The 12,999-nt window shown below is 63.2% G+C and carries 11 protein-coding genes; 4 read left to right on the top strand and 7 right to left on the bottom strand.

What is annotated here, in order from left to right:
* Positions 1 to 7: 7 nt before the first annotated feature.
* Positions 8 to 1,372: an SLC13 family permease gene (locus tag Q0283_RS12400; RefSeq protein WP_298044893.1), complete on the top strand. Its 1,365-nt coding sequence runs from the start codon at positions 8 to 10 to the stop codon at positions 1,370 to 1,372.
* A gap of 58 nt (positions 1,373 to 1,430) precedes the next feature.
* Here Q0283_RS12400 and Q0283_RS12395 read toward each other — a convergent pair whose 3' ends face one another.
* The 7 genes from Q0283_RS12395 to Q0283_RS12365 all read right to left on the bottom strand — a co-directional run bounded on the left by Q0283_RS12395 (position 1,431) and on the right by Q0283_RS12365 (position 9,409).
* Positions 1,431 to 2,057, bottom strand: a complete 627-nt coding sequence (locus tag Q0283_RS12395; RefSeq protein WP_298044892.1) for a flavin reductase family protein — start codon at positions 2,055 to 2,057, stop codon at positions 1,431 to 1,433.
* A gap of 180 nt (positions 2,058 to 2,237) precedes the next feature.
* Complete coding sequence (locus tag Q0283_RS12390; RefSeq protein ID WP_298044961.1) at positions 2,238 to 2,837, bottom strand: helix-turn-helix domain-containing protein; 600 nt, start codon at positions 2,835 to 2,837, stop codon at positions 2,238 to 2,240.
* Positions 2,838 to 2,927: 90 nt separating this feature from the next.
* On the bottom strand, positions 2,928 to 3,917 hold the full coding sequence (locus Q0283_RS12385; protein ID WP_298044891.1) for an ABC transporter permease: 990 nt from the start codon (positions 3,915 to 3,917) through the stop codon (positions 2,928 to 2,930).
* Between the two features lie 32 nt (positions 3,918 to 3,949).
* On the bottom strand, positions 3,950 to 5,440 hold the full coding sequence (locus Q0283_RS12380) for a sugar ABC transporter ATP-binding protein (protein WP_298044890.1): 1,491 nt from the start codon (positions 5,438 to 5,440) through the stop codon (positions 3,950 to 3,952).
* Positions 5,437 to 7,089, bottom strand: coding sequence for an amidohydrolase (locus tag Q0283_RS12375; protein ID WP_298044888.1), 1,653 nt, complete (start codon positions 7,087 to 7,089; stop codon positions 5,437 to 5,439). The genes Q0283_RS12380 and Q0283_RS12375 overlap by 4 nt, the downstream gene beginning before the upstream one ends.
* Positions 7,086 to 8,240 carry a TMAO reductase system periplasmic protein TorT gene (torT, locus tag Q0283_RS12370; RefSeq protein ID WP_298044887.1) on the bottom strand — a complete coding sequence of 385 codons (1,155 nt, stop codon included), beginning with the start codon at positions 8,238 to 8,240 and terminating at the stop codon, positions 7,086 to 7,088. Before torT ends, Q0283_RS12375 begins: the two co-directional genes overlap by 4 nt.
* A complete protein-coding gene (locus tag Q0283_RS12365; protein ID WP_298044886.1) occupies positions 8,237 to 9,409 on the bottom strand; it encodes an NAD(P)/FAD-dependent oxidoreductase in 1,173 nt (390 codons plus the stop codon). The genes torT and Q0283_RS12365 overlap by 4 nt, the downstream gene beginning before the upstream one ends.
* A 651-nt stretch (positions 9,410 to 10,060) precedes the next feature.
* Between Q0283_RS12365 and Q0283_RS12360 the strand changes: the two genes are divergently transcribed.
* Genes Q0283_RS12360 through Q0283_RS12350 form a run of 3 tightly spaced genes read left to right on the top strand, consistent with a single transcriptional unit; the run spans position 10,061 to position 12,985 of the window.
* Positions 10,061 to 11,161 carry a site-specific integrase gene (locus tag Q0283_RS12360; protein ID WP_324590167.1) on the top strand — a complete coding sequence of 367 codons (1,101 nt, stop codon included), beginning with the start codon at positions 10,061 to 10,063 and terminating at the stop codon, positions 11,159 to 11,161.
* Complete coding sequence (locus Q0283_RS12355) at positions 11,158 to 11,496, top strand: helix-turn-helix transcriptional regulator (protein WP_298044883.1); 339 nt, start codon at positions 11,158 to 11,160, stop codon at positions 11,494 to 11,496. Before Q0283_RS12360 ends, Q0283_RS12355 begins: the two co-directional genes overlap by 4 nt.
* On the top strand, positions 11,486 to 12,985 hold the full coding sequence (locus tag Q0283_RS12350) for a recombinase XerD (protein WP_298044881.1): 1,500 nt from the start codon (positions 11,486 to 11,488) through the stop codon (positions 12,983 to 12,985). The genes Q0283_RS12355 and Q0283_RS12350 overlap by 11 nt, the downstream gene beginning before the upstream one ends.
* Positions 12,986 to 12,999: the final 14 nt, after the last annotated feature.

Here is a 12,999-nt window from a genome sequence, read left to right as displayed (position 1 = left end):
GCAAACCATGACGCTGTCCCTTATCGCCTTCGCCGTTCTCATCGCCGCGTTCGCCATCGGTTCGTTCACCAGGATCAACGCCGGGCTCATCGCCACGGTCGCCGCGTTCGCCGTCGGTACGCTTGTCGCCGGACTTCCCATCAAGGACGTCATCGCCCAATTCCCGTCCGGCCTGTTTTTCATTCTGGTCGGCGCGACACTGCTGTTCGCAATCGTCAGAATCAACGGGACCATTGACCTGTTGGCTTACTGGGCGGAACTACTCGCCGGCAATCGACGTTTCCTCGTTCCCGTGCTCATGTTCGCCCTCACCGCCGCCTTAGCATCGGCGGGCGCCTTCACCCCCGCGGCCATTGCCATCGTCGCCCCGGTGGGCATCGCACTCGGCCTGCGCTTCGGTATCAGCCCCCTGTCGATGGGGTTGGTTATCGTCCAGGGAGCGAACGCCGGCGCGTTCTCACCGGTCAACCCCTTCGGTGTGCTGGCCAACGTTATGCTCGACGAAGCAGGCGCTGCGGAAGACTCTCTGAAGCTCTACCTGTACTGCTTCCTGTTCAATGCTCTGCTCGCCCTCATCGCCTACGTGATCATCGAAGCCATCATGAAGCGGCGCGCAGCGCGCACACAGACCGGTGACGATCCCGTCCCCTCGGCCGCATCGGAGATGACTGAGATGCCGCCTTCCGGCGGCGGCGGGTCCGCTACTGCGCTTGCCACCGCGCCGACGAAGGTGACCGTCGAAGCGCCCACCAAGACGACGCCCCAGAAAGTTGCCGTCACCCCCGCCCGCCTGCTGACCCTCGTCGGAATCGCGGCCCTGCTAGTCCTGACAACGACTTTCGGCATCGACGTGGGCGTCGCGTCCCTGGTCGTGGCACTCGCGCTGATCATGATGAACCCCGGTGTGCAGAAGCCAGCCGTGGAGAGCATGCCCTGGTCGGCGATCATCCTGGTCACCGGCATCGTCACCTATGTGGGCATGCTGGAGGAAATGGGGGCCCTGGAACAGCTGCAGGCCGGGATCGCCGGACTGGGCAACAGTTCGGCGGCCGCCCTCATCACTAGCTACGTGGTCGGCATCGTTTCGGCGTTCGCTTCCACCACCGGAACGCTAGGGGTTATCAGCCCCATCGTGGTGCCCATCGCCATGGATCCGTTGTTGAGCCCCATCGGGGTGGTGACGGCCATCGCCATCAGTTCCTCGGTCGTGGACGTCAGTCCCATGTCCACCAGCGGTGCTCTGCTGATGGCCAGCGCCCAACCCAAGGACGAGCGCATGTTCTTCCGCGCACTCCTGCTCTGGGCAGTCGTGATGATCGCCATCGTGCCGCTCGTGGTGTGGTTGGTTTTCGTCCAGCTCGGTATCGGATAAGGACCACCGACTCTGGAGGGCGCCCGGTTGGTCCGGGCGCCCTCCCGCATGCGCCGGCTTAAGAGCGAGACGCCCGGTCGAAGGTACCGGGCCATTCTGACCTGCGGATGCGCTTGAGTTCACGGACCCCACCCACGGTTCCCCACTCGTCGAGCCCGAGACGGGACAGCGGGGCCAACTCGTCGATCCGGGGATGGGAACCATCAAGGACCTCGGAGGCGACCACAGCGTGGCTCACCAACCCGAAAACGATCGTGCAATCCCCGATCGGCATGACCTCATGCACTACACATTCCAACGCGACCGGAGACTCTCGGACCCGCGGTGGTTTCACGGTTGAGCTCGTCTCGCGCGTCAATCCTGCGGCGTCGAACTCGCTCACTTCCGGCGGGAAATTCGTTCCTGTCGCGTTGACTTCTTCGATCAGGCTAGCGGGGGAGAGGTTGACGACGAACTCGCCAGTGGCGCGGATGTTGCGGAGAGAATCCTTCTCACCCACGGACGTGAACTGCACGATCGGCGGAGTAACGGAGGAAACCGTGAAGAACGAGTGAGGCGCCAAGTTGTCGACACCCTCAGGCGAGGTACTAGACACCCACGCGATCGGACGGGGAACCACCACCGCGGTCAGCAGGCGGTAAAAATCACGGGAGGACATCTCCTCGGGGCTGAAGTCCGTTCGCATGGGTCCACGATAGCGATTCAACCGATCACCGCGTCGCCGCACCGGTATGCGCTAAATGGCAGAGACAGTGCGCTGGTTCATCTGCAGGAGGCTCCAGGCTGGACCGTCGATCGAGGACCCGTTGACCCGGGGTTCATGGCCGGACGAGGTGTGGCTGGATCTGGCTGCCTGGGCAGGTCCTTAGTGTTCGTGACCTGGCAGGGCGGAGATCCACAGCCATCGCACGGCCGTTGACCCCGGGTTGCGGTAAGCATGGGGCGTACCGGGATCGATCAGTATCGAGTCTCCGGCATGGAGTTGGTGCACCGACTGCCCGGACTGAAGTTCCAGGTGCCCGTCCAACACCAACAAGCATTCCTCTTCCCCGGAGTGCGCGTACGGTGCCACGCGTGATCCTTCACCGGGTTCCAGAATTGCCTCGATAACTTGGAGGGTTCTGGCTTCAGGCGGGGTGACGAACCTGTCGCGGTAAATGCCTGATGGGTGGTCCATCAAAGCCTGCCGTAGCGGTTTCCGGTCTTCCGGCTCTGGGGTTTCTTCCGCCAGCAACGTGGACATCGGGACATTGAGGGCGCCAGCGATACGCATCAGTGAGGAGAAGGAGAGGTTGGCCTTCTGCCGTTCTGCCTGGGACAGGAACCCCTCGGAAAGACCGGTCCTGTTGGCCAACTCCTGCAGAGTCATGTCAAGGGAACGCCGAAGTCGACGGATGCGCGGGCCCGGTGAGATGGAGGGGGCGTCGGGACTATCGTCCCGCGCCCTCGTCTCCGTCTCCCGCATCTCAGGCACTTATCCCCCTGGCAGAGTCGCTGTTTCCCATGGTGACTCGGCCCATCCCAAGGCCTCGAACTGACACTATCAGGGCTCAATTCATGAGGTTTCTCTAAACCGCTCGACCGCCACTGCGGCAATCAGGACGACACCGATCACGAGCTCCTGGACGTAGCTAGAAACATGCAGCAGGTTCATGCCGTTGCTGAGCACACCCAGGAAAACTACGCCGAGGACCACGCGCCACAAGACGCCTTCACCGCCAAAGAGCGAGGTGCCACCGAGCACCGCCGCGGCGATGGAGAGCATCACGTAACTGGCGCCCAGCGATGCTTCGCCGGAACCCACGCGGGCGGTGAGCAGGATGCCAGCGAGAGAGGCCAACACGGAACACAGGACGAAGGCCAGAATGATGGTGCGCTTGACGTTGATGCCGGCAACGAGAGCGGCCGCGCGGTTACCTCCAACGGCGTACATGTCGCGCCCGGCATGCATCCGCGACATGAAGACTCCGACCCCAACAGCCAGGGCCGCGCCGAGCAGAACTGTCACCGGAATCCCGAGAATGGAGGACGTGGCCAGAGAATCGGTCAAAATCAGTGGTACACCGACAATCGGTGCGCCCTTGGAGATGATCAGGGCTAGTCCGGTCAAGACCGAGGTGGTTCCGAGCGTGGCCATAAACGAAGGAACCTTCAAGTAGGCCACGAGGAACCCGTTCAACAGGCCGACGGCACCACCCACGACAAGCCCGACGACGACGCCGACCAGGACCGATTCCGGACCGCCAGCCGTGGCGGCGGTCGCCATCGCCACGACCACGCTGGTCAAAGCGACAGTGGCTCCGACCGACAAATCCAGCTGGGCATTGATCAGAACGATCATCTGACCCATAGCAATGAGCAGCAGAAAAACGGACTGTCGAGCAATGTTCACCAGATTCGCGCTGTCCAGGAACCGAGGTTCCATGATGACGAAGAACAGGAACATCACGACAAGCAAACAGGGCAGCAACCCCACGGTCAGCAGAAACTGAATATTGCTCAGCCGCGGCATAGATGCCTGTTCAGGGCGGGTAAGAGTAGTCAAGGTCTCTCCTCAGTGAAAAAGATGGGGATTCGTCACGCCGCGGCGTGGGAGAAGAAGGCGTGAGCGATAGCTTCTTCAGAAATATTGGAACCGGTCAGATGGGCCGAGACGCTGCCTTCATGCATGACATAGACGCGATCGCTGATGCCGATGATCTCCGTGAGGTCGGACGAGATGACGACCACCCCGTGGCCGGCCTCGGCGTAGTCGTCGATCAACCGATAGACGTCGGCCTTCGCTCCGACGTCGATGCCGACTGTAGGTTCGTCGAAGATGTGCACTTTGGCGGCATGGAGCTGCCCTCTGGCCAGGACTGCCTTCTGCTGATTGCCGCCGGAAAACGCGCTGGCTTTGCGGCCCAGCAACATCGGTCGAAGATCCAGGGCTTCACCGATATGGGCAGCTCGACGCGACTCTTCACCCTTTTTCAGGAAGCCGTACAGCCGTAGACCTGCAGCCCGGTGTGAGCCCATGGTCATTCCCTCCAGCAGTGGTCGGCCCATGACCAAGCCCTCTGTACGCCGGTCCGACGGGTAATACACCAAGCCCTGTGAGAGCATGCGGGCAGGAGTGGGTGTCTCGATCTGTCGACCGTCCAACACGATCTGCCCCCCGAGGACTTTGTCCAAACCGAAGCAAGCTCGGCCGATCTCCGACTTTCCCGAGCCCAAGAGGCCTGCAATGCCGACGACTTCACCGGCTCGCACGGTCAACGACGCTTGACGCAGTGTGGCGGTCGTCAGCTCACGCAAACTCAAGAGCTCCGCTCCAGGACTGCGCATCGAGTGTTGGTACAGCGACGAGACCGGCCGCCCAATCATGCGTTCGACCACCACGGACTCGTCCAACGGCGCCTGAAGCGTTCCGATGAACTCTCCATCCCGGAGAATGGTGGCCCGATCGGCGACCTCCATCACCTCATGCATGCGGTGCGTGATGTACAGGATGGCCACGCCACGGCCGGCCAGGTCCTTCACGATCTGAAGCAAGCGGCGGCTCTCCTGCTCACCCAATGACGCTGTTGGTTCGTCGAGAATGAGCAGTTTGGCGTCTCCCATCAGTGCCCGGGCAATTTCGATCAACTGCTGCGAGGAACGGGGGAGGGAGCCAGCTTTGGCATCCAAGGGTAAGGGCGTCCCCAGCGCGGACAGGCTCTCCTGGGCGCGTTGCAGCATTCGTGGACGGTCGACAAATCCCGACCGTCCCGGGAGGGCACCGAGGCAGATGTTCTCGGCAACGGAGAGTTGCGGCACCACGTTCAGTTCCTGGAACACCGTCCGGATGCCTGCGTCCTCGGCATCCTGGGGGCGGTTGAAATCAATCGCCGTGCCATTCAACCGGATGGTCCCGGTGCTCTGCTTTTGGGCTCCGGCCAAAATCTTGATCAACGTCGACTTCCCGGCGCCGTTTTCTCCCATCAGAGCGTGAATCTCCCCGGCACGAATGTCGAACGAGATCTCACTCAGCGCCTTGACCCCGGGAAAGGTCTTGCCAACCTGGTCAATGTCAATCAACGGATTCATGCCCGATCCCCGCTTCCATATACCAGCGCGCCATCGACATACGTGCTGTGCACTCGAATACTCGTGAGCTCATCTCCGGAGACGCTCCGTGGATCCTTGTCCAGAATGGTGATGTCGGCGGCCTTGCCGACTTCCAACGAACCGACCAGATGGTCAACGCCCAACACCTTGGCTGCTTCGATGGTGTGCAAGCGGAGCGCTTGTGCCACGGAGATCGCTTCCTCCGGCTCAACGTGGTGTCCCCAGTAGCTGCGTCGAGTGACAGCGGAGGCGATGGTCTGCAGTGGATTGGTCGCTCCACACTCGCCCCCGAGCGTGATGTCCGAACTGAACACCGGGGTAACGCCCTCATTCAGCACGGTGTTCACCGGTAGTCGACCGGTCGTCCCAGTATCGGGAAACAACATGGGCAGGTAATCGCCAATGAAATTGTGCAGGAACCCCGGTTGCATGACCGGGATGACATTGGCAGCCCTCCACAGGGCGATGTCCGTCCGGGCAGCCACGACGTTGCCCAAGTGCTCGACACGGATCGGTGCATGGTCATGAGGTGTGCCCAAGGCAAGTATTGCCTCGAGCACTTCACGCTGCGCTCTCGTCCCGTTGGTATGAACAGCAAGTTGTACATCATGCTCTCGGGCCAGGCTGATGGCCTCCATCAAGGCGCTCCGTGACAGATTCAGCTTGCCGCGGTACCCGCGGTGCGGGCTGTGATCCCGGGTGTACTCCGAAAGGCTGGCAGCATTCCGCGCCGAGTACCCGCCGTCGGCAAACACCTTCACTCCACGTGCCCACACTTTGTCCGAGCCACTGCGGGACGCGTAACCAGAGACCCAATCACAGGCCTCAACGACGGGAAGGTACGACGGCGCCATCGCATAGAAGGCGATACGACCGGGAAGACGGCCCATGCCGACGACCTCATCCAAGACCTCGACATCGCGGCTGGATTCGATCATCTCGCCGATGGTGGTCACACCATTGGCCAGGAAATCGGTACGGAACGTATCTGCATAGAAGTCGGACAGTTCGCTGTCACTGCTGGCAGGGATAGGCAACAAGCCGTCGATCTCTGCGACCACACCGGTGGGTTGGCCCTGACCGTCCAGATGGACCACGGGGCTGCCCCACAGGCCCTCGCTACCGTTCATGTACTGCTCGACCTGAGCGATATCGAGGGCGGCACTGTTCAACACCGAGACGTGCCCACCACAATGCAATACGATCGGCACGATCCGGCTGACCGAGTCCAGCTCCTGCTTGGTGGGCAGCCGGTGTTCCGCCAGCTTCTGATCGAAGAACAAGTTCCCATAGCCGATCAGCCAATCACCGACAGTACGTCCTGCCTTCAGCCCGGCTTCCAGAGCGTCGAGGACATCGGCAATGGTCTTGCAAGCCGGCACCCGGCAGTCGATGCCGCGGTGGGTGCCGGCCGCATACTGCGAGAAGTGCACGTGCGGGTCGATGAAACCGGGTAGGACGGCACGGTCACCCAGGTCATATACGGGAATGTCGTCGCGGCGGAGCTGATCAGCATAAGAGCTGTCACCAGTCCCGGCAATCCGTCCATCCTCCACATAGACCACCGTGATGCCGTGGGCTGGGGTCATGGTGATGACGTTGCCCTGCAGGGCGTATCTCGCGCTCATTTTCCGCTCGCTTCTACAGTGAACATCGGGTCCCAACCGTCGGGAGCGAAACTCCCAGTGGCATCGAAAAACTGGATGTTCTCGTAACCACTCTCCCGCGGACCGCAGATGACCAGGGGTTCGGGTGCATATCGTTCAATATCAGGATCCAGGGGCATGTCCTGAAGCACGCGCACGGCCAGATCCACGGACATCTTGCCGATCCGGCTCGATTGCTCGGACGGTGCGCAGTTGGCTCGGCCCTTGTCGATCAGTTCGACGGCCTGCGGTGTCACATAAGTCCCGTACAGCCGAACATCGTCAGTCTTTCCCTGCTCTGCCAGCACCGTCGCTGCCACTTCCATGGTGATAGCGGTGCCAACGATCGCATCAAGCTCTGGATTGGCGGAGAGCACGTCTTCCACCAGCTTGAGCTGAACTTCCTTGCCGGTGTCGCCGTACTTGATGTCCATCACGGTGACTCCGGAACCCTCAATAGCGGCTTCGAAGCCCAACCGGGTCCGTTCCGTCCATGCCGCTCCGGCGGGACCAGGCAGCAGAGCGACCTTCAGTGGCTCACCCAGGGACGCCACGTGATCGCCGATCAGCTTTCCCATGTCGAAGTAGTCCTGCAAAACCCGGGCATCCACGTCGGTGGAGGAAACACCATTTCCCACGTCGATGACTTTGACTTCATGACGCTTTGCCGCTGCAATAGCCGGGTTCAGAGACTCATTGCTGACCGCACTGAGCAGAATGGCGTCAGCACCGGAGCTCACACAATCCTCCACCTGGGTGACCTGATCGGCGAGATTCTCATATCCACCGGCATCCGTCGTCGTAAGGGAAACGCCCAGCTGCTGCGCCTGATTGGCTTGTCCGTAGTTCATCCCGATCCACGTCTGATCCTTCAAATGCGGCAGGATCGAACAGATCCGCCAGGCCTCTTCCACACTGTTCTGATCGAGAGATTCGTAGGACCCGGGACTATTCGGACCAACGCAACCGTTGATCTCCACGCCGGGATCGTCGCAATCCGTCAACAGCGCCGGCACCTTCCAAGAGGAACCGGTTACAGGCTCTGCTGCGATATCAACCGGAGCACATCCGGCCAGCAGTGGTACCGCTGTCAGTGGTGCAAGAGCTAAGACTCTCAGGGCGTGGCGGTTCATGCCAGCAGTTCTTGAGCCAACCGGTCCGCATCGGACTGCACCGGACGGATCTCACCGGCCGGAAAGCTCTCCGCGGCGAAATTGATCGCACCTTGAACCCGGCGCGAAGCCGTGAACTTCTTGACCAGTGCGGAACGAATGTTGAGAAGATCCTTCGGCCAAGCCGTGCCGACCTTTCCGTAGATACGCGAGTACTGCTGGACGCCATCGCTCATCTCCCGCTGTGCGCTTTCCCACGACTTGAGCGCGAACTCCAGGGTCGTGCTGCCAGTCGCCGAAATAGCGAGGGCCACCGCATTGGTCATAGCCACGCAAGCCGCCTGACCCAAGTTGGGAGACATGGCATGGGCTGCGTCACCCACCAGGGCGACCCGACCGCTGTACCACTTAGCTACATGCACATCATGGAACGGCGCCCACCGGCCCTCGGTATTGGTAGGAATACGCTCCAACTGTGACCTGAACTCCGGGAAGCTCTCGACCCAAACAGCAGGATTGAACGGCTGCTGCTTCCTGCCCTCAAGATCATTGGCGGGGCAGCAGAGGAAAATGTAGGTCTCCTCCGGTGAACACGGAATAACACCGATGCGCCGGCCACCGTTCCACTGCTCAATGGTTTGATTCACTGGATCATCACCAGTCCGGGGAATCAGATGCCGCCCACCGCCGTCGCGAAGATCAACTAGCTTCTTGCGCAACCCCAACGAATCCCGGACCTTGGAGAAGACACCATCTGCGCCGATGACCAAGTCGGCCTGATACTGCGTACCGTCGGCCAGGGTCAGCTCCCCATTGGGGGAGGCCTTGACGACGGAGGAATTGGTGAGGATCTCGGCACCGTTACGGCGAGCAGCGTTGACCAGACTCTGATGAAGGTGTCGACGCCCGACGGTGTAGAGACGATGGTTCCGCAGCCACTCTTCCTGCAGGGTGCGCCCATCATGATCGCGCAGGAAAGGAACCTCAACCTTTTCCGACCAGCTCACGACCTCGTCGTAGGCACCCACTGCTTCCAGAGCGCGCAACCCGTTCTCCCACAAGTAAATGCCCGCGCCGATCTCGCGCAGCTCGGACCCCTTCTCATGGACCCGGACGGAGGCTCCGGCCTTAGCGAAGGCAGCGGCTGCCGTCAGCCCCGCCAGGCCCGCACCAGCAATTTCGATGTGCATATCTGGGTTCTCCTACTAGACATCCGTGCGACGTACATCACGTCGTCATGGATGCTAGTGGCGCAGATCATAGGTATGCAACAATTTTCTTGGATCACACCAAAGTTTTTTCGACTCCATCGATCGTCCGGCCGGCGAGGGTCTCGGTCAAGCGCTCAGCACGCGCGGATTCGAGATTGGCTTCACGGTCTTCGGGGGATCTCCGGAATTGTCTTCCGTGTTGCTCCAGGGGCAGCTGCCCAGGCCAGCGTCCGTCGACCGGCTGGGAAGGACCACGTGCGTAGGCAGTTCCGTGAGGACATTCCTCCGAGGGGCGGTCTCGTCGAAACGTCAAATAGCGCAGAGCAACCAAGTGCCGCTCTCTTGCAGCCGCATCAGATTGGGCGCCGATAACCATTGTTACGTCAAGTGGCACTCTGCGTATCTCATCTGATGCATCATTCTCTTGCGATGCACCCCTCTCCCGCTAGGCCTGCGAAACAGGTCACTGACAAGAGGTTTAGGCCCGCGGATCGTCGTGCTGGAGGCGACGATCGGCCCGTGCGGTTCTGGAGCAGGATATTTGCCTCACCCGCGGGACCTGGGCCATTGCGCTGTTGATGCATCCGATGAAGGATCCATTCATCTGTTGAGACGGCGGTCGGAGGCTCCGTGGCGGTCGATAAGGCGGGTCGGGTGCATCTGGTGGCCGCGGCGGCCCTGCTGCATCCGGAGCAGCAGATGGTCGAGGAAATGCTCGAGGGATGGCGCAATCAGCAGCTGTGCCGGAACCTGCAGTTCGCCACGATCGATCAGCGGATCCGGTATGTGCGTCGGTTCCTGGATCACGTCAACGAGTTCCCCTGGCACTGGACGCCGGGGATGGTCGAGGAGTACTTCGCCGATCTGCGCTCGGTGCGACGGCTCAGCCACGCCACGGTGCGCGGCCAGCAGTCGGCGCTGCGACATTTCACCTCGTACATCTGCTGCCCGGACTACGGTTGGGACCGGGTCTGTGAGCAGCTGTTCGGCATCCATCCGGCCCAGGTGTTCTTCGACTGGAACACCGCCGCGCATGCTCAGGAGTACGAGGCCCGGCCGGCCAAGCGCCCGTTCACCCGCCGGGAGTTGCAGCGACTGTTCGACCACGCCGACGACGAGGTGCAGCGCATCGCCGCCTCGGGCCGCAAGGGCTGGGCCCCGGCCTACCGGGACTCGGTGATGCTCAAGGTCGCCTACTCCTACGGGCTGCGATTCAACGAGCTGCGCCACCTGCAGACGGTGGACTTCGCCACGAACCCGCACGCGCGCCGCTTCGGTACCTTCGGGATGTGCAAGGTCCGCTACGGCAAGGCCCGCCGCGGCTCCCCGCCCAAGCCGCGCAGCGTGCTGACCGTCTTCGCCTGGACCCCGGAGATCCTCCAGGCCTGGCTGGCCAACGGCCGCGGGAGCCCGGGCACCCTGGAGCTGTTCCCCAGTGAACGCGGTGGTCTGGTCCATGAATCCACGCTGCTGCGGCGGCTGCGCCGCTATTGCGCGGAACTGGAGTTGCCCGAGGGCCTGGATCTGCACTCGCTGCGCCGGTCCTACGCCACGCACCTGCTCGAGGACGGCTGGGACCCGATGTTCGTCCAGCACCAGATGGGCCACGAGCACCCCTCGACCACCGGGATCTACCAGTTCGTCAGCTCCGATTACCGCAATGCCACCCTGAAGGCCGCCCTGGACCGCACCCTGGCCCAGGCCGCCGGAACCCGGGAAGGAACCGAATGAGACGCGCGGTCGATTACACCTGGCGCCTGGCCGAACTGATGGCCGGGCGCGGACTGCACAACACCACCGAGCTGATCCCCCTGCTGGCCGACCGCGGCATCGCCCTCTCCCGGCCTCAGGTCTACCGGCTGGTGAACCAGCGCCCCGAACGGGTCTCGCTGCACCTGGTCTCGGCGATCTGCGACATCTTCGGCTGCGGGCCCGATGACCTGATCACCGTCACCGCCACCGACGCCCGACCCCGGAAGACCGGCACCTCCCCCGGCGTGAACGTGGTCGACCTGAACCGCGCGGTGAGGCCCCGCCGGGCCCGGATCATCGACGATGGACAGTGAGGCCCCGGCCGGGCTCACGCCCCGCTCCACCACCCGCGGCCGGCCCCGCACCACCGGGACGGTGATCTGCTCCCGCTGCCACCGCGCGGTCGGCCGGGCCCGCACCACATGGCCCGAGGGACCGATCTGTGGGATCTGCTACCACCAGGCCACCCGCACCCACGGCACCTGCCCCGGTTGCGGACAGCACCGCCTGCTGCCCGGACCACCCAACAACGCCGGCCAGCCGCGTTGCGCACCCTGCGCGGGGATCGCCCAGGACTTCGCCTGCGCCCGCTGCGGGCACGAGGGCGAGTTCTACCGCCGCGGCATCTGCGCCCGCTGCGCCCTGCGCGAGGACCTCACCGACGAACTCCTCCCCGGCTCCCCCGACCCCGAGCCGATCCGCCGGCTCATCGACGCCCTCTGCGCCGCCAGGCGCCCCGAGAGCATCCTGACCTGGAAACGCTCCACCAAGGTGAACGCCCTGCTGCAGCACCTGGCCAGCGGACAGACACCCCTGAGCCACGAGGCACTGGACGCCCACGGCACCGGCCGCCACATCGAGCACCTACGCGCCCTGCTGGTCCACCACGGACTACTGCCGCCACGGGACCACTACCTCGCACTGTTCCAGACCTGGATTCAGGTCAGGATCGACCCACTACCGCGGCACATCGCCGCAGTGGTGGAGCAGTTCGCCGCCTGGCACCATCTCAAGCGCATCCGGGCCAAGGCCGACGCCGCCGAACCCACCCAGGGACCGGTGCACTCGGCCAAGCAGGAGATCACCGAGACCATCAAGTTCCTCACCTGGCTCGATGCCACCCACCAGCGCACCGCGGCCAGCTGCACCCAGCAAGACCTCGACGCCTACCTCGCCAGCGGGCCGACCACCCGACACGCCATCCGCACCTTCATCGTCTTCGCCCACAGCACCCACCTGAACACCAACCTCAGTCTCGGACACCGCGCCGCGCGCACCAGCCCGGCCCTGACCCAGGACCAACGCCTGGCCTGGCTCAACGAGCTGCTCACCGGCACCAGCGAGTCCCTGCCCTACCGCACCGCCGGCACCCTGCTGCTGCTCTACGCCCAGCCCCTGATCCGGATCACCGGGCTACGCACCGGCGACATCACCACCACCGAGGACCACCTCCACCTGACCCTGGGCAAACACCCCACCCCCGTGCCTGCCCCGTTCGCCGAGTTGCTGGACCAGCACCTGACCACCCGACCGAACCTGAACACCGCCACCGGCCCCGACAGTCCCTGGCTGTTCCCGGGCACCCGCGCCGGCACCCACCTGCACCCGAACACCCTCCGCAACCGGCTCCGGGCCCTCGGGGTGAACCTGCTCGGCGCCCGCAACCGCGCCCTAGCCGACCTCGTCACCGAAGTCCCTCCCCCGGTGGCCGCCGACGCCCTGGGCTACAGCCACCAGGTCGCGTTCAAACACGCCGCCCACGCCGCCGAGCCCTGGGCCCGCTACGCCGGCCGACAACGCTAAGCGCGAATCCCCGG

Origin of the sequence: uncultured Citricoccus sp. (assembly GCF_937871995.1) — a bacterium.
Classification (GTDB): domain Bacteria; phylum Actinomycetota; class Actinomycetes; order Actinomycetales; family Micrococcaceae; genus Citricoccus.
The sequence above is the reverse complement of the archived record's forward strand: the minus strand, read 5'-3'. Positions and strand labels throughout refer to the sequence as shown.

Bases quoted from the DNA above. Each gene is read 5' to 3' on its own strand.
- Q0283_RS12365 (WP_298044886.1), bottom strand. From the start codon at position 9,409: ATGCACATCGAAATTGCTGGTGCGGGCCTGGCGGGGCTGACGGCAGCC.
- Q0283_RS12380 (WP_298044890.1), bottom strand. From the start codon at position 5,440: ATGAATCCGTTGATTGACATTGACCAGGTTGGCAAGACCTTTCCCGGG.
- Q0283_RS12390 (WP_298044961.1), bottom strand. From the start codon at position 2,837: ATGCGGGAGACGGAGACGAGGGCGCGGGACGATAGTCCCGACGCCCCC.
- Q0283_RS12375 (WP_298044888.1), bottom strand. From the start codon at position 7,089: ATGAGCGCGAGATACGCCCTGCAGGGCAACGTCATCACCATGACCCCA.
- Q0283_RS12400 (WP_298044893.1), top strand. From the start codon at position 8: ATGACGCTGTCCCTTATCGCCTTCGCCGTTCTCATCGCCGCGTTCGCC.
- torT (WP_298044887.1), bottom strand. From the start codon at position 8,240: ATGAACCGCCACGCCCTGAGAGTCTTAGCTCTTGCACCACTGACAGCG.
- Q0283_RS12355 (WP_298044883.1), top strand. From the start codon at position 11,158: ATGAGACGCGCGGTCGATTACACCTGGCGCCTGGCCGAACTGATGGCC.
- Q0283_RS12350 (WP_298044881.1), top strand. From the start codon at position 11,486: ATGGACAGTGAGGCCCCGGCCGGGCTCACGCCCCGCTCCACCACCCGC.
- Q0283_RS12395 (WP_298044892.1), bottom strand. From the start codon at position 2,057: ATGCGAACGGACTTCAGCCCCGAGGAGATGTCCTCCCGTGATTTTTAC.